The 24714-nt window shown below is 49.9% G+C and carries 18 protein-coding genes, 1 tRNA gene and 1 riboswitch; of the genes, 6 read left to right on the top strand and 13 right to left on the bottom strand.

Annotation, left to right across the window (positions count from 1 at the left end):
• Positions 1–235: 235 nt before the first annotated feature.
• The 8 genes from atzF to M0R33_RS13260 all read right to left on the bottom strand — a co-directional run bounded on the left by atzF (position 236) and on the right by M0R33_RS13260 (position 11041).
• Positions 236–2032 (bottom strand): allophanate hydrolase, encoded by a 1797-nt coding sequence (gene atzF, locus M0R33_RS13295; RefSeq protein WP_292569877.1) that lies wholly within the window; start codon positions 2030–2032, stop codon positions 236–238.
• A complete protein-coding gene (uca, locus tag M0R33_RS13290; RefSeq protein WP_292569874.1) occupies positions 2032–5631 on the bottom strand; it encodes an urea carboxylase in 3600 nt (1199 codons plus the stop codon). Before uca ends, atzF begins: the two co-directional genes overlap by 1 nt.
• Before the next feature lie 97 nt (positions 5632–5728).
• Positions 5729–6382, bottom strand: coding sequence for an urea amidolyase associated protein UAAP2 (locus tag M0R33_RS13285; RefSeq protein WP_292569871.1), 654 nt, complete (start codon positions 6380–6382; stop codon positions 5729–5731).
• 18 nt (positions 6383–6400) lie between these two features.
• Positions 6401–7144: an urea amidolyase associated protein UAAP1 gene (locus M0R33_RS13280; RefSeq protein ID WP_292569868.1), complete on the bottom strand. Its 744-nt coding sequence runs from the start codon at positions 7142–7144 to the stop codon at positions 6401–6403.
• Positions 7145–7197: 53 nt separating this feature from the next.
• Positions 7198–8016, bottom strand: a complete 819-nt coding sequence (locus tag M0R33_RS13275; protein WP_292569865.1) for an ABC transporter ATP-binding protein — start codon at positions 8014–8016, stop codon at positions 7198–7200.
• Positions 8013–8846, bottom strand: a complete 834-nt coding sequence (locus M0R33_RS13270) for an ABC transporter permease (protein ID WP_292569861.1) — start codon at positions 8844–8846, stop codon at positions 8013–8015. The genes M0R33_RS13275 and M0R33_RS13270 overlap by 4 nt, the downstream gene beginning before the upstream one ends.
• Before the next feature lie 34 nt (positions 8847–8880).
• On the bottom strand, positions 8881–9963 hold the full coding sequence (locus M0R33_RS13265) for a putative urea ABC transporter substrate-binding protein (RefSeq protein ID WP_292569859.1): 1083 nt from the start codon (positions 9961–9963) through the stop codon (positions 8881–8883).
• Between the two features lie 58 nt (positions 9964–10021).
• Positions 10022–10119, bottom strand: a riboswitch (guanidine-I (ykkC/yxkD leader).
• Positions 10120–10954: 835 nt separating this feature from the next.
• Positions 10955–11041: transfer RNA gene (locus tag M0R33_RS13260), tRNA-Leu, on the bottom strand.
• 176 nt (positions 11042–11217) lie between these two features.
• Between M0R33_RS13260 and M0R33_RS13255 the strand changes: the two genes are divergently transcribed.
• Positions 11218–11811, top strand: a complete 594-nt coding sequence (locus tag M0R33_RS13255) for a nitroreductase family protein (protein ID WP_292569856.1) — start codon at positions 11218–11220, stop codon at positions 11809–11811.
• Between the two features lie 86 nt (positions 11812–11897).
• Here the strand turns inward: M0R33_RS13255 and M0R33_RS13250 are convergent, their stop codons facing one another.
• A complete protein-coding gene (locus tag M0R33_RS13250) occupies positions 11898–12671 on the bottom strand; it encodes a hypothetical protein (protein ID WP_292569852.1) in 774 nt (257 codons plus the stop codon).
• Positions 12672–12678: 7 nt separating this feature from the next.
• Positions 12679–13557 (bottom strand): Hsp33 family molecular chaperone HslO, encoded by an 879-nt coding sequence (hslO, locus tag M0R33_RS13245; RefSeq protein ID WP_292569849.1) that lies wholly within the window; start codon positions 13555–13557, stop codon positions 12679–12681.
• Positions 13558–13632: 75 nt separating this feature from the next.
• Between hslO and msrA the strand changes: the two genes are divergently transcribed.
• The 3 genes from msrA to M0R33_RS13230 all read left to right on the top strand — a co-directional run bounded on the left by msrA (position 13633) and on the right by M0R33_RS13230 (position 17477).
• Entirely contained in the window at positions 13633–14262 is a 630-nt protein-coding gene (gene msrA / locus M0R33_RS13240) for a peptide-methionine (S)-S-oxide reductase MsrA (RefSeq protein ID WP_292569846.1), read from the top strand.
• A gap of 413 nt (positions 14263–14675) precedes the next feature.
• A complete protein-coding gene (locus M0R33_RS13235) occupies positions 14676–16526 on the top strand; it encodes a methanol/ethanol family PQQ-dependent dehydrogenase (RefSeq protein ID WP_292569843.1) in 1851 nt (616 codons plus the stop codon).
• Positions 16527–16616: 90 nt separating this feature from the next.
• On the top strand, positions 16617–17477 hold the full coding sequence (locus M0R33_RS13230; RefSeq protein WP_292569840.1) for a quinoprotein dehydrogenase-associated putative ABC transporter substrate-binding protein: 861 nt from the start codon (positions 16617–16619) through the stop codon (positions 17475–17477).
• A 9-nt stretch (positions 17478–17486) separates the two neighbouring features.
• Here the strand turns inward: M0R33_RS13230 and malQ are convergent, their stop codons facing one another.
• The 3 genes from malQ to glgC are packed head-to-tail and all read right to left on the bottom strand — an operon-like array spanning position 17487 to position 21939.
• Positions 17487–18965, bottom strand: a complete 1479-nt coding sequence (gene malQ / locus M0R33_RS13225) for a 4-alpha-glucanotransferase (protein ID WP_292569838.1) — start codon at positions 18963–18965, stop codon at positions 17487–17489.
• 12 nt (positions 18966–18977) lie between these two features.
• Complete coding sequence (locus M0R33_RS13220; RefSeq protein WP_292569835.1) at positions 18978–20669, bottom strand: glycoside hydrolase family 57 protein; 1692 nt, start codon at positions 20667–20669, stop codon at positions 18978–18980.
• The gene (glgC, locus tag M0R33_RS13215) at positions 20659–21939 is read right to left on the bottom strand and encodes a glucose-1-phosphate adenylyltransferase (protein ID WP_292569832.1); all 1281 of its coding nucleotides are present in this window, start codon (positions 21937–21939) and stop codon (positions 20659–20661) included. The genes M0R33_RS13220 and glgC overlap by 11 nt, the downstream gene beginning before the upstream one ends.
• 216 nt (positions 21940–22155) lie before the next feature.
• On the opposite strand from glgC, the gene glgB reads away from it, so the two are divergent.
• A complete protein-coding gene (gene glgB, locus M0R33_RS13210) occupies positions 22156–24336 on the top strand; it encodes a 1,4-alpha-glucan branching protein GlgB (protein WP_292569830.1) in 2181 nt (726 codons plus the stop codon).
• 133 nt (positions 24337–24469) lie between these two features.
• A partial coding sequence (locus tag M0R33_RS13205; protein WP_292569827.1) for a glycogen/starch synthase occupies positions 24470–24714 on the top strand: 245 nt, incomplete at its 3' end.

Below are 24714 nucleotides of genomic sequence, written 5' to 3'. Positions count from 1 at the left end.
TGAATGAATAGAGGCGGGTGTTTCCCCGAATGGAAACGGCCTCCGTATTTCAAGGCAAAGGGCGCGGAACCATGCACTTTGTGCCGCATCGTATCGACGCACGATTGCCTTTAAATTCAGGTTTGGTTCGCGGCAACTGGAATTGGAAACTCTCATTGATACGCATCAACCCGCAATAAACCGCGAATACTCAAACACCTAATTCGAATGGTATTCGTGATCAAATTGAATTATTTTATTCAGTATTATCGGCACCCCCTTGCGCGCCGCAGTAACTGCGCCAGCCACCGAACGCAGTAATTTCCTCGGCATCTTGAATGACGTACGCCTCGCAGATGAAACCGGCAACCCAGCTCCCGCCAGCCGTTTCAATTTTGCCCATGCCCAAAGGGTGCGGTATCGCCGCGACAAATGATCCGAATCGATCGATGGGAAGCGACCAGACCTCGATTTCGATTGCAGCTCCGTATGTTTCGTCTCTGACCAAGCCGGGCCGGCCTAATGAGCTACCGGTCAGAGCGAATAATCGGTAGCGAGGGGCCGTCTGGGTTCGCGCTAACCGTTTCGCACCCCGATCGGTCAATTGATGATTCAGTGGCAGTCCTGATAAATGGGCACCACACACCGCGATTTCGATGACGGCCTGAGCATGGCAGGTCGGGGCGCCTGTGTTGATCGCGCTGAGCTCCATGTAGCGCTTGCCATAGGCCATCAACAGGCTATCTTCGAAGGTACGGCTGAACAGAGTGATGCCGTTGGGTAATCCGTTCGAATCGAATCCGGACGGTAAAGCCAGCGCCGCGAAATCCAGCAGATTCATGAAATTCGTGTAGTACCCCAAATTTGAATTCAGTTCGATCGGATTTTGAGTGATTTGATCGATCGTATAGATCGTGCCTGCGGTAGGGGTCAGCATGAAATCGACTGGGTTCAGTAAAGCGTCCGCTTGACGTTTTAAAGCCTGCAGTCGGTAAAACGCATTGAATGCATCTACCGCAGTCAACCGGGCTGCCGGTTCAATAATGCTTCGAGTTAAGGGATGGAGGGCCTCGGGATTTTGCTCGATGATGTCCGCCAGGGCGGCGTAACGCTCCGCGAGCCAAGGACCTTGATACAGCAGTTGGGCCGCTTCGAACAACGGCGAACAATCCAAAATTTGTTTATGCCCGCCCATTTGCTCGAAACGTTCAACGGCTTTTTGGAAGAGCGTAGCCGCGTCATCGTTACCAAAAAAACGCAATTGTTCCTGTTGGGGGACACCGAAATTAAAGGATGTACAAGCCTTACTTGCACTAACGGGTTGTTCGCGCGAATAGTCATCCAAAGGATCATATTCAACGATAAGTTCGGCCAGATGCTGCGTGTCCTCAACCGAAAGCGTAAACAGGTTGACGCAATCCAGTGTTTTACAGGCAGGCACAACGCCTGCAGTACTAAGAAGGCCACGCGTCGGTTTATAGCCGATCAGATTATTGAATGCGGCTGGGACTCTACCTGAACCTGCCGTGTCGGTCCCTAGTGCGAAACTGGCTTGACCTAAGGCCACCGCGACCGCGGAGCCGGAGCTTGATCCGCCGGCGATATAAGACGGATCGAAGCTGTTTTTACAGGGCCCATAGGGCGAACGTGTGCCCACCAAGCCGGTAGCGAATTGGTCCAGATTGGTTTTGCCGATCGGGATTGCACCCAACCCGATCAGTTTGGCTACGACCGTGGAGGAGTGTTCCGCCCGGTATTCGAACGCCGGGCATCCGGCGGTCGTCGGCTCCCCGGCTAAATCGATATTATCCTTGATTGCGAACGGAATGCCGTACAAGGGCAATGATTCAGGATCTTGAGCGGCCAAATTCTCAAGATAAGGTGTTAAAGCCCTACGATCAAGTACATGGATCCAGATGTTGTAATCCCGAGTTCGTGCGATGCGTCGATGTATTTCATCGATTAAATCGGATGGCGAGAGGCTTTTGCGTAAATACAGCTGGCGCAAACCTGAAATCGACAAATCATCGAGTCGTTCCGATTGAGTCAACATTACTTGTCTCCCTTTTCCAAAGTCATCATGACGGCACCAGCATTCAACTGTGCGCCCACCGAGCAAAACACACGGCCGACCCGCCCTTCGTCGATAGCGGTAACCGGGATTTCCATTTTCATCGATTCGACAATGGCCAGGGTTTGTCCGATTTTGACTCGGTCGCCCTCGGCGACTTCCAGACTCCAGACGCAGCCGGGGACTGGTGCTACCACGGCCTGCTCGTCATCGGCGAACTGCAGTTCAGCCTTTTCATCTTCAACTGTTATGGCTTCGTTGTGCGCGTGTTCCGATAGTTGCCAACGCTCCCGTTCGGCTTCGAATGCGTTCTGTTGTCTCAGTTTTGCGGCTTCGATCGAGGTGGCGTTGTCGCTCAGAAACCGGTTGTAATCGCACAAGGAAAAGTTTTCATAGTCGATCTTGAGTTTGAAGCGGCCACGCGGAAAATCCTCGCGCATACGCATCAATTCATCCGCACTGACCGGATAAAATTGAATCTGATCGAAAAAACGCAACAGCCAGGGTTTGCCGGGTTCAAAATCCTCGGTACTGCGATGACTGTTCCATACCTGCAACGTGCGACCGACGAATTGATAGCCACCTGGACCTTCCATACCGTAAATACAGAGATAGGCGCCGCCGATACCGACCGCATTTTCCGGTGTCCAGGTTCGCGCCGGATTATATTTCGTCGTCACTAACCTGTGTCTTGGGTCGATGGGTGTTGCGACCGGAGCGCCCAGATAGACGTCTCCCAGCCCTAACACCAGGTAGCGGGCATTGAAAAAAATTTCCTTGACTTGATCGATCGAGTCCAGCCCGTTAATTCGCCGGATAAACTCGATATTGCTCGGACACCAGGGCGCTTCCTTGCGCACCGACTGCATATATTTTTCGATGGCCAGATGCGTGGATGGATCATCCCATGAGATCGGTAGATGCACGATGCGGGTCGGGATTACCATGTCCTTGACCGGTGGCAGGTCATGTTCTAATTGCTGCAATAAATCAATCAATTTGACCAGACCGAGCGCTTCAGGGCGATATTGAATCTGCAAGGAACGAATGCCGGGTGTCAATTCGACGATGCCGGGGATATTTAGGGAATGAATGGCTTCCATCAGTGCGTGGACACGAAAGCGCAGATTGAGATCTAACGCTTGTGGACCATACTCGACCAGCACGGTGCGGTCGCCGCAGGGACGGTAAACGGCGGATGGTCGAGAAACATTATCACCACTCTCGGCCAGGACGGGAGTGCCCGGTAATTCGATGGCAGAACATGCTTGAGACATCGCCATCAAGCTTGCTATCGCATCATCCTGGGCTTTATTGAGTGCTACCGCATCGGCTATGGCAACCGGTTCGAACCGGACTTTACTGCCCGGCTGAAGTTGTCCAATTTTCCATAAATCCGCCTGAATAACGGTGGCGGGGCAAACAAACCCGCCCAGACTGGGTCCGTCCGGCCCCAAAATGATGGGCATGTCACCGGTAAAGTCGATTCCACCGATAGTGTAGGCATTGTCATGGATGTTGGAGGGATGAAGCCCCGCTTCGCCTCCGTCCTTACGAGCCCATCCAGGTTTGGGACCGATCATGCGCACTCCGGTCCGACTGGAGTTGTAATGAACTTCCCATTCATGGTTGAAAAAGGTGTCCATGTACTCAGGTGTGAAAAAATCGGGCGCGCCGTGCGGGCCGTATATCACCCTTATCGTGCGGGTTTGGCAATAATCGGGACGCAATCCATAAGGTATCATGCCGGAAGCGGGGCGGTCCGCGGAGATCGGAGCCAAGTGCAGGACGTCTCCAGCCATTAGGGCGCGGCCAGCATGCCCGCCGAATTTACCCAAGGTGAAGGTAGCGCGGCTGTCTAAATAAAGGGGCACATCGAAACCGCCTTGCACGCACAAATAACTGCGCACGCCGCTGTTCGTCAATGCGCCGATTTTAAGGATTTGTCCTGCCTTCGCCCGGATCACTTGCCAGTACGAAATGCCTTGACCATCCAATGTCGCTCCCATGGGCGCTCCGGTCAACACGATGCGGGTGTCGGTATTGAATTTAAGCGTGGGGCCGGAAAAACACAGCTCCAACGCGGTCGCATCGTCGCTGTTGTTCAGTAGCCGGTTACCTAGTCGAAATGCATAGTCATCCATCGGCCCCGAAGGCGGTACGCCGATATGCCAATAACCGACGCGTCCCGGATAATCTTGTACGGTGCTTTGTGTTCCACCGTCCAGCACGTCGATGCTTGGCGCGGCATAAACCAAATCGTTTAGCAAACGAGTGCTGATGGAACCGGACTGCACCAAGTCATTGGCAATGATTTGCCGCAGGTAGCGTAGATTGGTTTCAATGCCGTCAAAACGATACTGCGTAAGCGCAGTCTGCATATGGATGATGGCCTCGTCGCGGGTATTGCCTTTGACGATAATCTTAGCCAGCATCGGGTCATAAAAGGGCGGTACATGCGTCCCAGTCGCAACCCAGGTTTCGCAACGCACCTGATCGGCATGCCTGACTTGGGTCAGATCGCCGGAACTGGGCTGGAAGTTTTTGCCGGGATCTTCGGCATAGACACGCACTTGTATGGAATGGCCATTAGGATTATGCCGGTAATCGGCCAGAAACGACGCATCGTCCGATGCCAAACGAATCATCCATTCCACTAAATCGACGCCAGTGACTTCTTCGGTCACACCGTGTTCGACCTGCAAACGGGTATTGACTTCTAAAAAATAAAAGTCGGCGGATTCGACATCATAGATAAACTCGACGGTGCCGGCGGACTGGTAATTGACCGATTTTGCCAATCTGACCGCGGTAGTTACGATTGCTTGTCTGATGCCGTCGTCAAGATTGGGCGCCGGAGTCTCTTCCACAACTTTTTGATTTCGGCGCTGCAGAGAACAATCACGTTCGCCTAACGCGACGACATTGCCTTTTCCGTCGCCGAAGACTTGAACTTCAATATGACGCGCGCGCTCGATATATTTTTCCAGGAATACGCCGCTGTCTCCGAAATTGTTTTTACCCAGCCGCTGCACCGACTCAAATGTTTGTTCGAGACCTCGCCGGTCGTAGCATAAGGTCATGCCGATACCGCCCCCACCGGCAGTGCTCTTCAACATGACCGGATAGCCGATTCGCTCCGCTGACGTCAAAGCGTTTGCTAGGGAGTCTATTAGTTCGGTGCCGGGTAAAAGCGGAATTTGATTGTCCGCTGCCAGTTGTCGGGCGGTGTGTTTGAGCCCGAAGACGCGCATGTGCTCAGGCGTGGGGCCGATGAAGACAATGCCTTGCTGCGCGCAGGCTTCGGCAAAATGGGCGCTTTCGCTCAGAAAACCGTAGCCGGGATGAATGGCTTGAACATCGTGGAGTACGGCGATATCGAGAATTTTGCGGTAATCCAGGTAGGTTTCGGCGGCCAAAGCCTTACCGATGCAAACCGCTTCGTCGGCTTGCAGGACATGCAAGGAACCGGCATCCGCCTCAGTATAGATTGCGAGGGAACGAATACCCATCGATTTAAGCGTGCGAATGATTCGGCATGCGATTGCGCCGCGATTGGCAATGAGAACTTTAGTAAACATGATGTATGCTATTGGGCAATATCCTGAACGGATAAGCGGGCCGTCCCGCGTCAAATGAAAAGCGCTCGGGGTCGTCCCCGGCCTTTAGCCGACCTTTTCAGGCCTTGTCCCAGATGATCATTTGCACCGGTGTTGGATTGTAGGCGTTGCAGGGATTGTTCAATTGAGGGCAGTTGGACACCAAGACCAATACATCCATCTCGGCGCGCAATTCCACATATTTTCCGGCTTGGGAAATGCCGTCCTCGAAAGTCAGTGCGCCCTGTTCGGTGACCGGCACATTCATGAAAAAATTGATATTGCTACTAAGGTCACGTTTGTCCAATGCGTAAGGGCTTTGTGCAATCGCAGCCAGAAAATTATCGCGGCAGCTGTGCATGTGCTTTTTTTCGTGTGCATACCTAACAGTGTTGCTTTCGGCCGCGCAAGCCCCTCCCAATGTGTCATGGCGCCCGCAGGTGTCTGCCGTGATGGTCAGCAGGGTCCTGCCGAAATTGGAAACCAACTCGGAGCCGGTGGAAAGATAGATGCTTTTTTGTCTAAGCAGCGTATCGGTAGCACTATAGCGCTCCTTCGGATCGTCCAAATTGAAAAATAGCGTATCGACTGCTTGATTGCCTTCCAGGTCGAGAATACGCAGCGTTTGACCGGATTTGAGTTCATGCAGCCAGGGTTCACCGGCCGGAACCGTATGCGCATAGATCGCGTGTTCGGGAACGAGTGAGCTGGTCGTGAAAGATGAGGGCAACATAAGAATTCTCCTGAAGTGTCAAGCCGCTGATTGGCAATGATAAATAGCGTTGTTGGCGAAGCCGCGCTGATTCTCCGGGCAGCGGTCTCGGCAGATTGCATTATTCACGGCATTCGGTCGCCATAGCGTCAGTTGCACGGGTTTGGGCTGCCATTCGGATTTGGGGTCTAACGGATGCGGACAGGTATTGAGCACGACCAGCGTATCCATTTCCGCATAAAGATCGACATAGCTGCCCGGACTTGAATGATCGCTGCAAAAATGCATGCGGCCGGATCCATCAACGGTGACTTTACCGAAGAAGTTAATATTGGCGACGAGGTCTCGTATTCCCAGCCCCCATTTGCCCAGCTCGATTAAAAACAATTCCCGGCCGTTGCGGTAAAAGCCGTTACGTAATTCCTGATAGCGTCCCGCACCGTATCGCGCGGAGACACAAGCGGCATCCGAAACGCCACCGATAGGATCATGCCAACCACAGGTATCATCGGTGAGGGACATCAATATTCGGCCCATGTCCGAGTAACAGACAAAGCCTTTGGTCAGGTGCGCAGTATGCTGAGCTTTGAGGGTGTCGGCCATGTTGTAGCGCTCAATAAAGTTGTGAGCGTTAAACAAAAGCACCGAGCAATTAGCGCCGCCTTCCAAATCGGTTAGCCGCAAGGAATTGCCGCGTCTGACTATTAAAGAGTCGCTTGTTGCGCCGGTAAGGGTTTTACTGTGCAAAATCGAATCAATAGTAATAGGTGTATTTTCTGTCATTGTGATCTCTCGTTTTAGTACCTAATGGGTTACAAGGAATGAATGGCGGTGGCTTATTCGGGACCGGGACCGAAATCTAATAATTTTTTATCGGTTTTAGAAGATCCCGAACGTTCGAGCGATGCCGTGAGCTCCACCGGAAATTTACGTTTATCCGAGTTGAGTGGAATGTCGTACGTAATCCGAGCTCCGTAGGCATGGGGGGCTTGAGGATCGTTGCGCACCTTGTCGAAAACCAAAAGACGCGTGCCCATTTGAAAACCTTCCTTCAAGTCATGGGTAATCATAAAAACGGTCAGTTCAAATCGCCGCCATAAGTCGAGCACCAGTTTATGTGTGTCATTACGAATACCGGGGTCCAGCGCACCAAAGGGTTCGTCTAACAAAAGAATTTTGGGCTGCTTGATTAATGCTTGCGCCAAAGCTAGGCGTTGTTGCATGCCCCCAGATAGTTCCGCCGGGTATTTGCCGCAGGCATGTTCGAGGCCGACCGCGCTCAACATGTCCTTGGCCTGATCCTTAGCCCGCTGCCGCGATCGGCCGAAAAGCCTGCCTAAAATTGGCGATTCGCTCATTTCCAAGCCGAATAAAACATTGTCCTCGACAGTCAAATGTGGAAACACCGAATAACGTTGAAAGACGATGCCTCTGTCCGGTCCCGGCTCCGCGCGCAAGCGTTGTTCGCCCAGCATGATCGTACCGCGGCTGGGCGCTTCCTCGCCCAGTAGTAACTTGAGGAAAGTCGTCTTGCCGCAGCCGGAAGCGCCGACGATTGAACAAAATTCGCCCGCTTTGATATTGACGTTGAGTCGCTCCAACACAACCTGATCGTGGTAGGTCTTCCAAACATTCTTGAAATGAATATCGCTCATGCTGACGCATCCTTTCTCTGAGTACCGTGAAACCAGGGTGAAATGTGTTGCGATAGCTTCAACAACACGGTATCGGATAGATAGGCCAATAAGGTGATCCAGGCCACGTACGGCAAGATCACATCCATCGCCAGGTATCTGCGCACCAGAAAAATGCGGTAACCCAAACCGTCGGTGGCGGCAATGGCTTCCGCGGCGATAAGAAATAGCCAGGCGGTGCCTAGAGACAGCCTGACCGATTGAATCAAGCGCGGATATAATTGCGGCAGCAGCACACGGGCGATGATTTGCCAGGTCGAGGCGCCTAGAGTTTGCGCTTTTATGATTTGTTCGCGGGGAATTTCCAGAACCTGCTGCTGAAGATCGCGAATGATAAACGGTGCGATGCCGATGACGATCAAGATCACCTTGGACAACTCACCCAAATCGAACATAATGAACAGAATGGGCAGGATCGCCATAGGTGGGATCATCGACAACACCGCAATGAAAGAGGAGAGCAAGGAACGTGTGTAGGGTATTGCGCCGGTCAAGATGCCGAAAAACAACCCTAGCAATGCACTGATGGACACCCCCCAACTCAGCCGGGTCAGACTGGCTGCGGTATCAGTCCAGAGCAGAATATCACCTGTTCTTTTATTGGGAACAGTGGTCAGGCGCGTCAATGATTTAAACATCGCATCCAGGGACGGCAAGAGCTTGTCATTGGCGTTTTCGGCCAATCTCGCCTCGGAAGCAAATACATAGATGACTGCGACCGCGACAAAAGGTAGCAAGCTCAGCAATACTTGGACTCGCGCATTAGGATTACGATTAATGATACGCTTCATGTAAAACTAGTCTCCTCTATTAGAAAGGCTTGAATTAAAGCGCTTTTTCGGCCGCCAGTCGGGTATAGTCCGAATTGAATCGAAGCTTGATATTAGAAGTGTCTCCGGAGACTTTTTCGTTAGGATAAGAGATCCCGACATAACCTGCATGAGCGGCCGACTCTCCCAATAAACCATGTTCAAAGGAGAATTCGGCGACACGCTCCATGGTTTTGATTAAGTTATTACTGAGACTGAAATCAAGCGCATCGCCGGCTTGATAAAACATCCGTGTCGTATTTAGTTGGCTTTCGAATCCGGCAAGATCGGTTCCGGCCGCCGTAGCCATTGCGCCTTTCGCCGAATGGCCTTGCGCATCCTCTTTAGCCATGACAGTCATGATTTCGTACCAGGCGCCGACCAGCGCCTTACCTAAATTGGGATTTTGTTCGAGGGTTTTCGTGTTGACGACCAGCAGGTCGATAATTTCACCGGGGATTTTCGAGGAGTCAAAGACTTTATGAGCATCGGGCGTTTTTAGTATTTCGCTTAGCAACGGATTCCAGGTGACGACTGCAGTGACATCGGCGGAGGCAAAAGCCGATACCAGATCGGCATCGGAGGTGTTGACCACTTTAAGGTCGCGCTCACGAGAACCGATGGTGTCCAGCGCGCGGACCAACAAATAGTGGGACACGGAGAGTTCGACTAGATTGACTTTTTGGCCTTTGATTGCTTCTAGTTTATCGTGCCCTTTGAGGATAATGCCGTCATTGCCATTGGAAAAATCACCGACGATAAGCGCGGTAGAGTCCACACCGCCAGCGGCCGGAATGGTCAATGCGTCCATGTTGGTCATGACGCATCCGTCAAAACCACCCGTGGTGTATTGGTTGATGGACTCAACATAGTCGTTGACTTGAACGATATCGATTTCTATGCCGTATTTGTCGGCCCATTTTTTGACAATACCGGATTTGTCACCATAATCCCAAGGCATCCAGCCCACATAAATAGACCATGCAATACGGAATTTATTATCCTTGGCTGCGGCGTAACCGGGGGAGAATAACAGGCAAAATACGATTAACAGTCCTGAAATAATGCTTGTAGGGGAAGATGTTGTCGGTTTTGACATAGGGCGGGCCTCTCTTTAAGGTTAACGGCAAAATACGGGCGCAGGAAGATCTATGATGATCTCCCGGGCTTTTATCCCGCCGTGTAACCCCGCAAAAGAGGTCGGCAACTCTCGGTCCAGACGTTTATTAAAACCGGAACCCTAGTCACCTATTCAAATCGATCATAAGCCTCGAAAAGCATCATGATCTCTCTGCTATTTTTACTTTAGCAATTATAGTGCCATACTGTTATATTTTTTTAGTTGATTGTTTTATAATATAAAAATCCTTGCAGTGGATTTACGCTCAATAATAGCCGCAGTAAATTGCACCAATTTATTACAACTAGATTGGTTTCGCGAGTCAAATTGGTGCAAGAATGTTAACTACAGTACAGTAGCTGCACTAAGAGTCCGACCATTACATTCTTCTCACTAAACCTGTCAGCGTTGATTGTTCATGCCTGATAAACGTCGGTAATAGTGATCTTGTTAGCGCCCGCCGGATAGGGACCAAATAATGAATCGAATGCAATGCCCTTTTGCTTTTCTTGAAATGTTAGGTGTTTTTCTTTCATGACTGGCTCGGTGATATTCCGAGGTGATATCGAAGGGTTTTCAACCGATGAAGTGGGGATTTCTGATTGAAACAATTCCTGCTATGGCTAGATCGACACTTCTGATTGCACCGCATCAACTAACCCAAAGGCCACACTAGGACAATTTAACAAACAATTGAAAGAATACTGATAGCTCTTGAGGATAAAGCGAAAAATGACAGGTTATGGGACATTGAAGATGTTGCGTATTTTTTTGGAGCAGGTAGATCAAAAGCCAACGAGATAAAATCCCATCCAAATTTTCCGAGACCTATTAAGCCGTTCCCTGGAAGCCATCCAAAACACTTACCTAACGAGGTAAAAAAATTCGCTGAAAAACATCGGGAATAATTTTGTGGTCACATCAAATTTACATAAACCAAACCATAAGACTATGATTTTCTTAAATTTAATGGTGCCGAGGAGAGGACTTGAACCTCCACAGGGTTACCCCTACTAGCACCTGAAGCTAGCGCGTCTACCAATTTCACCACCTCGGCAATTCCGCTTTCAGACGGAAAGAGCGCCCATTATAAATATTTTTTTTCTGATGTCAATTTTTTGAGTAATGAGTATTGCGCAGCGTTTGGTGGAGATCAATTCTTTACATGCTTGGCAAGACTGATGTAAAAACCCGGCTTAGAGCGCCTCTCTGACTTTGCCATAGGACATCATTATGCAGAACAAACCCGCCATTAGTAGCACGCCCATTCATGACATCTTGCTGAATCGCTGGAGCCCCCGGTCTTTTGCCGCCGATAAAAGCATAGATTCCCAAACCCTGACTGCCTTATTGGAAGCGGCCCGTTGGGCGCCTTCCTGTTTTAATGATCAGCCTTGGCGATTTCTGGTTTGCGATAGAACTACGCACCTAAGTGCCTGGGAAAAATTATTCAGCGCGCTGGGCGAAAAAAATCAGATTTGGGCTAAAAACGCGCCTGTTTTAATATTGTCCCTGTCCATGCATGACTTTGGCCACAACGGCAAACCTAATCGCTGGTCTGGCTACGACACTGGTGCGGCAAGCATTAGCTTATGTTTGCAAGCAACCGCAATGGGATTGGCCACCCATCAAATGGGCGGTTTCGACGCCGATCAATGCAAACAATTATTCGACCTACCCGATACTTGCAGCCCGATGTCGGTGATTGCCGTCGGTTATCAGGCTGCCGCGGACCAATTACCGGCTGACCTCAAGGAAACCGAGCTAAAAGCGCGTGCAAGAAAACCTTTATCCGAATGCTTTTATTTGGGCAGTTGGGAGGCATAACCTGAATTGAACGGTCATATCGGCAACCGGAATAACTGTTCCGGTCCCAAACAAGTTTACCTGTGTTTGGGATCGGCTTTGCTTTGTTACAAACCGGCGATTTTGCTATCGTCCTCTTCCAGAAAATCGCGATAATTAATGGAAATTTTCAATCCAGCGAAACGCCCCGACATTTTCACCAACTCGCTGCTGGTTTTATCGAATGACAGCCTCACTTCGCTCAGCGCCCTATCTTCGTAGCCCTCTTCAATCTCGCGGGCATCCAGGCGGAACTGGTACTTGTAAATTTCCAGTTTTTCCTGATCTTCGATTTCCAAAGGCTCGCCCAACTTCTGAATAACAATGGCTTTTTTGGGCAAATCGGCCGCAATTTTATCAACCAATTCCGCTTTTGCACGCAACTGCTTTTTGCCTTCGTTTATCTCGGCACCTCCCAGGGATCGGAACGAAGCTTCCAGAAATTCGGGCGGGGCGATTTGTAAAAACAATTTGGAAAAAGACCATTCAGTGACTCTATCCTCTTTGTCGAAGGCCAAATCGCAATAAAAGCTGATTTCAGGATCCACTAAATTGCTATTTTGATCGATCTTCCGAAACCAATAGCGCCAACGCTTGCCGGCCGGGGTTTGTTCTTCACTACTGGCGTGCAACTTGGCCAAGGCCACAAAATCGTCGCTAACCAATCTGGGTTGTTTGAAATGCACCGTGAAATCTTCGTTAGCCGTTACCGTGAAATAGCGGTCGAACTCTTCCATTTGCAAATAGGTCTGATAAGCGTGCAGCCATTCCAGACAGCCTGTTTGCGTGACCAACAACCCGGTCAGCAAAATTAAGCGAACATAGCGATTCAGTTTTTTCATGACACCCTCAGTGTCGAGTCGGCGACTCGTTCTCATTAATGACGGGGTTAGACAGCAAGTTTTCCACGTCGATTCGGTCAAAGCCATATTGCGCACCGCAAAATTGACAGTCCACTTCCACCATTTCCCGCTCATGCAATATGCTTTCAAGCTCCGACCTGCCCAAGGCTGCTAAAGTGCCGCCTATTTTTTGTCGGGAACAGTTACATTTAAATTCGATGGGCTGAGGATCAAATAATCTGACCTTATCTTCATGGAACAGACGATGCAGTAGCTGTTCGCAATCCAGCGCCAGCATTTCTTCTTCCGTAATCGTGTCGACCAATATTTTGATACGCTGCCAGTCGGCTTTATCTCGATTGTCGTCGGGCAATTCCTGCAAAAACAAGCCGGCGGCAAACTCTTCATTGGCAAACAACCATAAGCGGGTATCCAACTGCTCGGACTGAACAAAATAGGTTTTCAACACGCCAGCCAAGCTCTGCTCTGCAACGCCGACTATACCCTGGTAGGGTTCGCCATGCTCGGATTCCACCGTTAACACCAAACGGCCGCCATCTCCCAGCATTGCCAGCAGATGATCCCCCGATACATTTTCCTCGCTCCTCACCAAGCCGCGGATCTTGCCTTCGTTAGTTGCTTGCGCCACCAGGGCTTTTAACTCGCCGCCGCCCTGAATTTGCATAACCATCGCCCCTTTAAATTTAATGGTGGCCGACAACAGTACGACGGCGGCTAAAGCCTGACCCAATTGGGATTCGACCGCATGATTGACGAGCACTTGGTGCCGTTTGGCTTGCTGCCAACTTTGATTAAGCCTTACCCATTCGCCGCGCACGCCTAATTCTTCAAATAAAAAACGTCGCAGGCAATCTTGTTGTTTCATAAATTAATATCAATATTAAATAGTATGGCGATTATAATCCGCTAACCTCATTCATTCGACTTCGGATCACCCGTTATGAGTTTTTTAATGAAAAAAACCAACCTTCCCACACCGGAACAAGCACTACCAGGCCGAACTCAAGTTATGCTGATTAACCCCCTGCATGTCGTTTCCGGCAACCCCACCCAGCCCCCTTTCCCCTCGCACCTTCAAAAAGCCCAATTCGGCATGGGCTGCTTTTGGGGGGCGGAACGCAAATTCTGGCAACAGCCCGGCGTTTTCAGTACCGCCGCTGGCTATGCCGGCGGTTACACGCCCAATCCCACTTACCAGGAAATATGCACCGGCCTGACCGGCCATAACGAGGTAGTACTAGTCATATTCAACCCCGAGCAAATAAGCTATCTGGACTTGTTACGACTTTTTTGGGAATCCCACAACCCCACCCAAGGCATGCGCCAAGGCAACGACACCGGCACCCAGTATCGATCAAGTATCGATGTATTCGACGAGGCGCAATCTAAATTGGCGTACCAGACGCTTGACCAGTATCAAGCCCATCTAACACAAGCGGGGATGGGCAAAATTACCACCGAAGTCCGTAACTCGGCGCCTTTTTATTATGCCGAAGATGAGCATCAACAATATCTAGCTAAAAACCCACAGGGATATTGCGGATTAGGCGGAGTGGGCGTCGGCCTTTGATTGATTAACGCGCTGTCGCACCAATCAAGCGACAACCAGCCACAGGGCTGTATCTAAAAACTAATATATACGGCATTTAAACGCCGGAACCGGGAAGCACCGCACAGCACCCAAATCGGTCATACAAGCCCTCTGTCCGGTTGTTTGCGGCCTAAATAATTTAAACAATGATTTTGTAAACTATTATTAGAGTTGGAATTATTTACCAGGCACCCTACTGCAAGACTTTTTCCGGTTGACTTTTAGGGAAAAATCCTTCAATTTACGCAACTGGTTTGGCTATCCAACTGCGCTCGGCAACTGCCGATAGAGCCTCTTAAGACGGTCATCCAACTCAGAGCTTTAAAACTAATATTAGTCTTAACAAAACAAAAACGTACTCTGTCTTTCAGCAGATTACCGGGAGGAAACATATGAAGCCTGTAAAAAACTGGCTGCTTGCTTCGACTGTAGCTACTTTACTTGCTGCACCAACTGTATCAACTGCGAATAGCGACCTGGAAAAATTGACTCAAGATCCCGCCAACTGGGCGTCTTGGGGTGGTGACTATGCCGGTACTCGCTACAGCAAACTGTCGCAAATCAATGCTCAAAACGTAAAAAACCTGCAACCGGCTTGGTCTTTCTCTACCGGCGTACTGCGTGGTCATGAGGGCGGACCTTTGGTTGTTAATGGTGTCATGTTTATCCATACCCCATTCCCTAACACTGTTTACGCAATCGACCAAAAAACCCAATCCGTGATCTGGGAATTCACCCCAACCATGGATGCCGACGTAACCATCCCTGTGATGTGCTGCGACACCGTTAACCGCGGTCTGGCTTACGGCGACGGCAAAATCTTCCTGCAACAATCAGACACTGTTCTGACTGCACTGGATGCCAAAACCGGTAAACGCGTATGGAGTGTACAAAACGGCGACCCAAAATTGGGTATGACCAACACCAACGCACCTATCGTTGTTAACGACAAAGTCATTACCGGTATTTCCGGCGGCGAGTTTGGCGTACGTGGCTTCTTGGCTGCTTATAACATCCGCACCGGTCAATTGGAGTGGAAAGGTTACAGCATGGGTCCGGACAAAGACACTTTGATCAACCCAACCAAAACCACTACCTGGAAAGACGGCAAAGTCACACCAGTCGGCGAAAACTCCAGCTTGAGCACCTGGCAAGGTGACCAATGGAAAATCGGCGGCGGCACCACCTGGGGTTGGTATTCTTACGATCCTAAACTGAACCTGGTTTATTACGGTTCAGGCAACCCATCTACCTGGAACCCAATTCAACGTCCAGGCGACAACAAATGGTCCATGTCATTGTGGGCTCGTGACGCCGACACCGGTGAAGTTAAATGGGTTTACCAAATGACTCCACACGATGAGTGGGATTACGACGGCATTAACGAAACCGTTCTGGTTGACCAAGAAGTGAAAGGCAAAATGCACAAAACCATCGTGCATTTCGACCGTAACGGCGTTGGCTACACCCTGGACCGCGAAACCGGTGAACTGTTGGTTGCCGAAACATTCGACAAATCAGTCAACTGGCTGACCCATGTCGACATGAAAACAGGTCGTCCTGACGTTGTGCCTGAGTTCTCTACCGAACATAACGGCGAAGACGTCAACACTGTAGGCACTTGCCCTGCTGCGTTGGGCGCTAAAAACCAACAACCTGTTTCTTACTCTCCACAAACCGGCTTGTTCTATATCTCAGGCAACCACTTGTGCATGGAGTACGAACCTTTCGAGGTTTCTTACACTGCGGGTCAACCTTACGTAGGCGCCACACTGAACATGATGCCAGCCGGTGCTGACGTTATGACCGGTAAAAAAGACGGCACTACTAACCTGGGTCAATTCACTGCCTGGGATGCCAAAACCGGTAAAATCGTTTGGTCCAACAAAGAACAATTCTCTGTCTGGTCAGGTTCGGTTGCTACCGCTGGCGGCGTGGTATTCTACGGCACACTGGAAGGTTACCTGAAAGCGGTTGATGCTAAAACCGGTAAAGAATTGTACAAATTCAAAACCCCATCAGGCATCATTGGTAACGTCAATACCTGGGAATTCGAAGGCAAACAATATGTTGGCGTTCTGTCGGGTATCGGTGGCTGGGCTGGTATTGGTATCGCCGCCGGCCTGGATGACGGTTCCGATTCTACCAACACAGAAGGCTTGGGCGCTGTAGGTGCATACAGAAGCTTGGGTTCTTATACCAAATTGGGTGGTACACTGACTGTGTTCGCTCTGCCTAACTAAGCTAATTTATTTAGTTGTAGTGAAGCAAGCCTTGGCCGAGCAATCGGCCAAGGCTTTTTTATGTACCCGAAAAAGCTAAAGGAAACTGCGATGAAAAAATTCTCAACCCTGGCGCGCTACTTGGTTTTAACCGGCCTCGCCACCATGACTATCACCACCCAAGCCGAAGATAAATTTAAAGTCTGTGCCGATCCTCTCAATCCGCCCTACTCCAACAAAGATTTAAGCGGCTATGAGAACAAAATTGCCGCCTTGTTCGCCGAACAGCTAGGACAACAGGTTGAGTACACATGGCTACCAGCCCGGATTGGTTTTATTCGCAACACCCTGAAAGCGGAAAACGATAATGGCGAAGGCTATAAATGCGATGTGGTAATGGGCGTGCCGGCCGGTTACGATCTAACCGAAACCACCAAACCCTATTTTCACTCCACTTACGTTTTACTCATCGCTAAAGGCCGTGGCTGGGATGACATTTCCGACCCGTCGCAATTGATGAACTTACCGTTACAAAGACAAGAAACTCTCAAAATCGCCATGTTCGATAGAGGGCCCGGTACGGCTTGGTTACAAAAGAATGGCTTGCTGGAGCAAGGCGTCCCCTACCAAACCATGACAGGAGACAGCGAACACAACGTGGCGATGCAAATCGATAAAGATTTACGCGCTGGCCTGATCGACATGGTGATTTTATGGGGACCCATGGCGGGTTATGTTGAGTCTCAAAGCCCCAAAGGCAGCTACACCACGCTAGAGATGAAATCGACACCGGGCATGAAATTCGACTTTTCGATTGCCATGGGCGTCAGACACGGCGACAGCAGCCGAAAACAGCAACTCAACCAACTGATCGATAAAAACCTGCGGCAAATTCAAAGCATTATCGGCAGTTACCACATACCCTTGCTGCCAATTCCCGCGCAACCGACTGCAAAGGATGACGATGATTAAGGCATCGTATTAAAGATGCCTGCCAAACATACCCACAAAATGCGCAAAACGCCCGGCATTTTCTTCAGTCAATTGTGACCAATTGAGTCGCCAGCGCCAATTGCCTTCGATTGTGCCTGGCGTATTCATTCTATCCGCCGAACCTAACCGCAAAATATCCTGCATCGGTATCACGGTCAGATTAGCGGCCGAACCGAGCGCGGCATGCACCAACGCATCCGGCATGGGCAGAGTGGACCAACCCAAATAATCATACACCCGCTGTTTTTCGGCATCGTTTAAGCTTTCGAACCAGCCCAAAGTGGTATCGTTATCATGTGTGCCGGTATAGGCCACTGCATTATGGTCGAAATTCATCGGCAAATAGGGATTATCCGGATGACCGTCGAACGCAAATTGCAGGATTTTCATGCCGGGCAAGTTAAAGTCGTCCCGCAGCGCTTCAACTTCCTCGGTAATAATCCCCAAATCCTCCGCAATTAATGCCAGGTTAGGAAATGCGCTCTGAATAGCTTTCAACAGCTCATGGCCGGGTGCCTTGACCCATTGTCCGTTTATGGCGGTGCTTTCATTGGCCGGAATTTCCCAGGCCGCTTCCAAACCGCGAAAATGATCAATTCGCAGAATATCGAACATCTCGTTCTGACTTTTGATGCGCTCGATCCACCATTGAAAATCAGTCTTGCTTAAATAGTCCCAATCGTAATGAGGATTCCCCCAACGCTGTCCAAATTCGGAGAAATAATCCGGCGGTACTCCCGCCACCACATCCATATCGCCCGCTGTATTCAGTTTGAACACCTCGCGGTTAGCCCAAACATCCGCACTATCGTAAGAGACAAAAATCGGAATATCGCCGAACAATAATACGTTCTTGTCCATGGCGTAAGCTTTTAATTCATACCATTGCCTAAAGAAAACATACTGCTCAAACTTGATACTTTCTATCACGGACTTCAACAGCTCTCTTGATTCCTTCAAAGCCTGCGGACGCCTTTGCTTCAAGGCCTCCGGCCATTGATTCCAGCATTTATGCCCAAACACGTTCCGCAAGGCAATGAATAAGGCAAAATCATCCAACCAATCGGCTTTTTCTTTACAAAAGCGCTTAAAGTCCTGTTGATCTGCCCTTTTTGCCGATGATTGAAAGCCATAAAAGGCCTTACCTACCAAACAACTCTTCCAAAAAGCATGGCCACCATGACAGTCCGAACAGTTTTCTTCGCTGGGTAACCAACCCTTTTTATCCAACCACTCGATACTAATAAAGGCGGGATTGCCGGCATGCGCCGAGAGGCACTGGTAAGGAGAGCCGTCACCATGCGGCATACCTAACGGCAAAGTCTGCCAAACGGTTGCACCTACATCGTGCAGAAAATTGATAAAATTGAATGCCTCTTGGCCCATATCACCACACTCGCCTTTTCCGGGTAGGGAGCTAATGTGTAGCAATACCCCGGCACGGCGTTTATTTAAGAGAGCACTCATATATTCCTATAGTTAATAAATTGCGTTACCACGCCTCATGGCACCACCCATTGCAGGAGTGCCGTTACCTTGTGTGAAGGACAATGCCAAATAAGTCGGCGGATCTTCACCTAACAGCCGGTATAGATTGGTTAAATTAAGCCTATACTGTTGTTCAAAATCGCTGACCGCTTCACCCGGATTGTAATCACCAAACCACCAAAACCAATCCGAACCTTCACAGATTGCCAATTGTTGTTCCGCTAATGCCAAGTCATGCTCTGATAGTGTGCCACTGGAAACGACTTTATCAAATGCATTTTTAACATCGCCCAACATGTCCCAGCCACAGTTTTTATCGGCATCGCCTATCCAGGTCGAAAATGTACCGTAAACCCAACTACCCGCGACTAATTTCGGCAATATTATAGCGGGTATATTTTGCTCGAGACATTCGGAAAAGGTAGTTAATTCAATGCGTGGATGCTCGGCCAAACGTTGGTACAAGGCACTTAGAAAATGATAGCCATTATCGGGAAAATATTCCCAGGCATTTTCACCGTCCATAATAATGGACACCAGCGACTCTTCGTCCGAAAAGTCTGCAATGTTTTCCAAATGCTGAATAAAATCAGCCACCGCATCATCCGCATGCCATTTGGAATACTCAAAACCAATCAGATCGGACAAACCATCATCCCGAAAGAAACAGTTAATCTCGGTAGAACCCAACCGAAAAGGGTGATGTATGGAAGTATACGCCGCCGGATTGGCGGCATCTAAGCTATTACGCAAGACATTGCCGCCGCTTGCGGTCCATTTAAAACCAAGCTCCGATAACACCTTAAGCGTCGCTTCACTGACACTTCCTTCCGACGGCCAACATCCTTTGGGCTCAAATCCGAAAAAATGCTTAAACGTCTGTACGCCTTTGGCCAAATGCCAGCGAACACGCGCCTCACCGCCGGCATATTCCTCCAAGGCGGGCATTTGCATATCCGGCATGGCTTCCAGAGCACTACGCATATCCAACATCAAAGGCATAATGGGGTGGGCATAAGGGCTTACGGATAATTCGATACGCCCCTTTCTGGCCAGGGATTTATAGCGATACAATACTTTGGACAACAAGTCGCGAATGATTTCCAGCATTTCTATCCGATCATGTAGCGAGAAACCGCTACCTTTTTCGATCAGGCGCTGGACGCGCGAATCAGTCAACTTAACCGTCTCGCCCATCCAGGCTAAGTGGTACCAAACAATAATATCCGCTATGAATTGCGAGTTAACGTAGTTGATCGCATCATGATGGGTTTGAATCCATTCCGCCATCTCAGTCAATTTGCGAAAAACCGGATAGCGGTCGATTTGGCGCTCGCGGTTGGCTTTGCGGCAATCGTGCAATAATTTTAGGCGCTGTTCAGGATCGGCGGAAACACTGGGATCGGCCAACGCCGACATCAAAGGATCTTTGATAGCGATACGGTCATGCAAAAAGCTATTGACCTGATTGGAATAGTCTTCGATCTGCTCAAGCAGGATAGGCGCAAAATTAATCACCGCCTTGGCGGATGGCACTGCTTCCAAATGCGCCACCATATCGACATAATCTTTAATCACATGCAGATAAGTCCAAGGTAACTTGAACTCACCCGTTTGCCTGTCCCTGTATTCAGGCTGGTGCATATGCCAACATAGCACCAGCCTAAGGGGTCTATCTGACATAATGGCGTCTTTGACCCAACATTTCCGCTGTCACTAACACCACCCCGCCGTCGCTGACGTGAAAACGTTTTTCATCTTCAGCCCTATCCTCGCCTATCACCGTTCCTTCGGGAACTTGGCAGGCTTTTTCAATAATCGCCTTGGTAATACGGCAATGGCGGGCAATATTCACTTCCGGCAGTATCACCGAGTCATTGACCTCACTGTAAGAGTTAACCCGGACCTGCGAAAACAATAAGGAATGCCGCACGGTGGCACCGGAAATAACACAGCCGCCCGACACCATGGAATCGATGGCTTGCCCGCGTCTGTCGTCGTCGTCGAATACAAATTTCGCCGGCGGCGTTTGCGCCTGATGCGTCCAAATCGGCCAAGTGTTATCGTACAGATTCAAATCGGGCTTGACACCAATTAATTCCATATTGGCTGACCAGTAGGCATCAATGGTTCCCACATCGCGCCAGTAACTTTGTTGGCCGCTTTGCAAGTCCAGAAACGGATAAGCGTTAAGTCGGTATTTATCTATAACAGCTGGAATGATGTCTCGACCAAAATCGCGACTGGACTCTTTGGTATCGGCATCCTTGATCAGCTGTTCCCACAAGAAACCGGCATTAAACACGTAGATACCCATTGAGGCCAAAGCGGTATTTTCACGGCCCGGCATGATAGGTGGATTTTCCGGTTTTTCTACAAACGCCCTGACCCGGCGGTTATCGTCCACATCCATCACCCCGTAAGCTTTGGCGTCTTCCAAAGGCACTTCGATACAACCGATGGTCAGGTCCGCTTTATTGGCAACATGATCGGCAATCATGGCTGCGTAGTCCATCTTGTAAATATGATCACCGGCCAGCACCAAGACAAATTCAGGATTACGCGCTCTCAGAATGTCGATATTCTGAAATACCGCATCCGCGGTGCCTTGATACCAGGAATGCTCATCATGACGTTGTTGAGCCGGCATCAGATCGACATATTCACCGAACTCGCCCCGTAAAAACCCCCACCCTTGCTGAATATGACGAATCAGAGAGTCCGCCTTATACTGGGTTAAAATACCGACTTTGCGAATATCGGAGTTGATGCAGTTAGACAAAGGAAAATCGATGATACGAAACTTACCGCCGAACGGGACTGCGGGTTTAGCGCGCCAATCCGTCATTTGCTTAAGCCTAGAGCCGCGCCCACCAGCCAGGATTAGGGCAATGGTATTACGGGTTAATTCGTTGATCCGTCTTTGCGATTGCTGTGTATTGACGACTGACATTATATTTATCTCCAAATTTGAACGAATTCCAGGCTGAAAACCGGCTTGTGCATTTTTTTAGTAGATTTGTTTTTGACTTCCACTTGCCGCTTGGGTCCATTATCGTTACTCTTCACAGAAAAGTAAAAACCCAAGTGTACTAATCTTGTAATCCCATCATCCATTAAGATTGCTACCCCTTAAAAACAAACCTAACTATAACTGAGGCATTGCAAAATGACCAAACCAAGCAAAAAAGCCCTGCTTGATTCTGACCTGATTAGAATTATCGAAGCCAAGCATCACGATCCATTTTCGGTTCTGGGCCGCCATACCTATAAACAAAAAACCGTGATCCGCGCTTTCTTGCCATATGCGGAAACCGTCAGCATTGGTAAAAATGGACCCTCAATGCCGCGCGTTCCCGGTACGGACCTATTCGAATACTATCCCGCCGCAAGTCAGGATATCGCCGAGCACTACGAGCTATCCTGGACCGACAAAGACGGTCACGATCATTTGGATATCGATCCGTACACATTCGGACCGGTTCTGGGCGAATTCGATCAACACCTGTTTGCCGAAGGCAGACACTGGCACATCTACAAAAAACTGGGCGGTCATCTGCATAGCATGGATGGAGTAGAAGGTGTTTATTTCGCCGTGTGGGCACCGAATGCCGAGCGCATCGGCGTCATCGGCGATTTCAATCGCTGGGACGGTCGCTGTCACCCGATGCGTAATCTGGGTGGTTGCGGCATTTGGGAGCTGTTTATTCCTGGTTTGGAAATCGGCAGCCTGTATAAATTCGAAATCCGCAACCAGCACTCCGGCGAGGTTTTGGTCAAAACAGACCCCTACGGCCAACAATTCGAATTTCGCCCGCAAACGGCCGCGATCATCGTTCAAGAAGATGCCTATCAATGGGAAGATACCGAATGGATGGAACGCCGCCCCCATCACGACTGGCTGCATAAACCCATGTCGATTTACGAAGTGCATCTGGGCTCGTGGCAACGCGACAACCGTGGCAACTTCCTAAATTATCGCGACCTGGCCAGCAAACTGGTTGATTACGTCAAAACCATGGGTTTTACCCACATTGAATTATTGCCTATTACCGAGCACCCGCTGGACATCTCCTGGGGTTATCAGACCACCGGCTATTTTGCACCGACCAGTCGGCATGGTACGCCGGACGACTTCCGTTATTTCGTGGATCGTTGCCATCAAAACGACATCGGCGTCATCCTCGACTGGGTTCCGGCCCACTTTCCGAAAGACAGTTTCGCCTTGGGACGCTTCGACGGCACGCCCTTATACGAACACGAAGACCCGCGTAAAGGCGAGCACCGCGACTGGGGCACCTTGATCTACAACTACAGCCGCAACGAAGTGAAAAACTTTTTACTATCCAGCGCCTTCTTCTGGCTGGAAGAGTTTCACTTGGACGGCTTGCGGGTCGACGCCGTGGCCTCCATGCTGTATCTCGATTATTCCCGCGACGCCAACGAGTGGATTCCCAACATGTACGGCGGTAACGAAAACCTGGAAGCCATCGACTTCCTGCGCAACATGAACGCCGTCACTCACGAACAACACCCCGGCACCGTAATCATGGCCGAAGAATCCACTTCCTGGCCGCAAGTCACCCGCCCCACCTGGACCGGCGGCTTGGGCTTTTCGATGAAATGGAACATGGGCTGGATGCATGACATATTGCATTACATGCAGGAACAACCCATACACCGCTCCTATCATCATGACCAACTGACCTTCGGCTTGTTGTACGCCTTTACCGAAAACTTTATATTGCCGTTTTCGCATGACGAAGTCGTGCACGGCAAGGGCTCGTTATTGAATAAGATGCCGGGCGACGAATGGCAACGCTTCGCCAACCTGCGCCTGCTCTACACGCTGATGTTCACCTATCCGGGCAAAAAACTGTTGTTCATGGGCTGCGAATTCGGCCAGGGCACCGAATGGAGCGTCAATCGGGACCTAGACTGGTACGTGCTGGATTACGCCCACCATCGCGGCGTGCAAACCCTGGTCAAAGATTTGAACAAACTGTATCAAGCTCATTCGGCTTTATATCAATACGATTTCGATCATCAAGGCTTCGAATGGATAGATTGCCACGACTATCAACAATCCATCATCAGTTACCGGCGTAAATCCGCCAGCGAAGACCTGATCGTGATTCTGAACTTTACCCCGGTGCCGCGCGAAAATTATCGGATTGGCGTGCCCAGGGAAGGTGTTTATCTGGAAATATTCAATTCGGATTCCGAATACTATGACGGCACCAACAAAGGTAACGGCTATGTGCATTCCGAGCCTCAGCCATGGATGAACATGCATCATTCCATTACCGTCACTCTGCCGCCACTGGCCGGGATAGTACTGAAAATGTGAGTGCGCCGAATTGACTCCCACCAAGCCGAGGTCATACAAAACCACAGGGACAACCTCTGGTTTTTCGGCTTTGTGGCACTTTCATGCGATGAATAGAAACCATGCACACCATAACGATACTATTGTGTAACTTATGAAAAAAATCCTCTTTGCCAGCAGCGAAACTCATCCCTTGATTAAAACCGGCGGACTCGCGGACGTCGCCGGCAGCCTGCCGATTGCCCTGACCGCCTTGGGTCAGGATGTACGCATCATCATGCCCAATTATCACGGCATCAAAAATTGCGAGCCCGGCCGCTATTTGTGTACCGTGCGGGTCAACAATTGCGATGTCAATCTGTTGGAAACCCGCTTGCCGGGCAGCGACGTAATCGTCTG

Origin of the sequence: Methylomonas sp. (assembly GCF_023228165.1) — a bacterium.
In the GTDB taxonomy this organism is placed as follows: domain Bacteria; phylum Pseudomonadota; class Gammaproteobacteria; order Methylococcales; family Methylomonadaceae; genus Methylomonas.
The sequence above is the reverse complement of the archived record's forward strand: the minus strand, read 5'-3'. Positions and strand labels throughout refer to the sequence as shown.

What these genes read in the sequence shown, in the direction of transcription:
- atzF (WP_292569877.1), bottom strand. Translation starts at nt 2,032, where the DNA reads ATGTTGACTCAATCGGAACGACTCGATGATTTGTCGATTTCAGGTTTG.
- uca (WP_292569874.1), bottom strand. Translation starts at nt 5,631, where the DNA reads ATGTTTACTAAAGTTCTCATTGCCAATCGCGGCGCAATCGCATGCCGA.
- M0R33_RS13285 (WP_292569871.1), bottom strand. Translation starts at nt 6,382, where the DNA reads ATGTTGCCCTCATCTTTCACGACCAGCTCACTCGTTCCCGAACACGCG.
- M0R33_RS13280 (WP_292569868.1), bottom strand. Translation starts at nt 7,144, where the DNA reads ATGACAGAAAATACACCTATTACTATTGATTCGATTTTGCACAGTAAA.
- M0R33_RS13275 (WP_292569865.1), bottom strand. Translation starts at nt 8,016, where the DNA reads ATGAGCGATATTCATTTCAAGAATGTTTGGAAGACCTACCACGATCAG.
- M0R33_RS13270 (WP_292569861.1), bottom strand. Translation starts at nt 8,846, where the DNA reads ATGAAGCGTATCATTAATCGTAATCCTAATGCGCGAGTCCAAGTATTG.
- M0R33_RS13265 (WP_292569859.1), bottom strand. Translation starts at nt 9,963, where the DNA reads ATGTCAAAACCGACAACATCTTCCCCTACAAGCATTATTTCAGGACTG.
- M0R33_RS13255 (WP_292569856.1), top strand. Translation starts at nt 11,218, where the DNA reads ATGCAGAACAAACCCGCCATTAGTAGCACGCCCATTCATGACATCTTG.
- M0R33_RS13250 (WP_292569852.1), bottom strand. Translation starts at nt 12,671, where the DNA reads ATGAAAAAACTGAATCGCTATGTTCGCTTAATTTTGCTGACCGGGTTG.
- hslO (WP_292569849.1), bottom strand. Translation starts at nt 13,557, where the DNA reads ATGAAACAACAAGATTGCCTGCGACGTTTTTTATTTGAAGAATTAGGC.
- msrA (WP_292569846.1), top strand. Translation starts at nt 13,633, where the DNA reads ATGAGTTTTTTAATGAAAAAAACCAACCTTCCCACACCGGAACAAGCA.
- M0R33_RS13235 (WP_292569843.1), top strand. Translation starts at nt 14,676, where the DNA reads ATGAAGCCTGTAAAAAACTGGCTGCTTGCTTCGACTGTAGCTACTTTA.
- M0R33_RS13230 (WP_292569840.1), top strand. Translation starts at nt 16,617, where the DNA reads ATGAAAAAATTCTCAACCCTGGCGCGCTACTTGGTTTTAACCGGCCTC.
- malQ (WP_292569838.1), bottom strand. Translation starts at nt 18,965, where the DNA reads ATGAGTGCTCTCTTAAATAAACGCCGTGCCGGGGTATTGCTACACATT.
- M0R33_RS13220 (WP_292569835.1), bottom strand. Translation starts at nt 20,669, where the DNA reads ATGTCAGATAGACCCCTTAGGCTGGTGCTATGTTGGCATATGCACCAG.
- glgC (WP_292569832.1), bottom strand. Translation starts at nt 21,939, where the DNA reads ATGTCAGTCGTCAATACACAGCAATCGCAAAGACGGATCAACGAATTA.
- glgB (WP_292569830.1), top strand. Translation starts at nt 22,156, where the DNA reads ATGACCAAACCAAGCAAAAAAGCCCTGCTTGATTCTGACCTGATTAGA.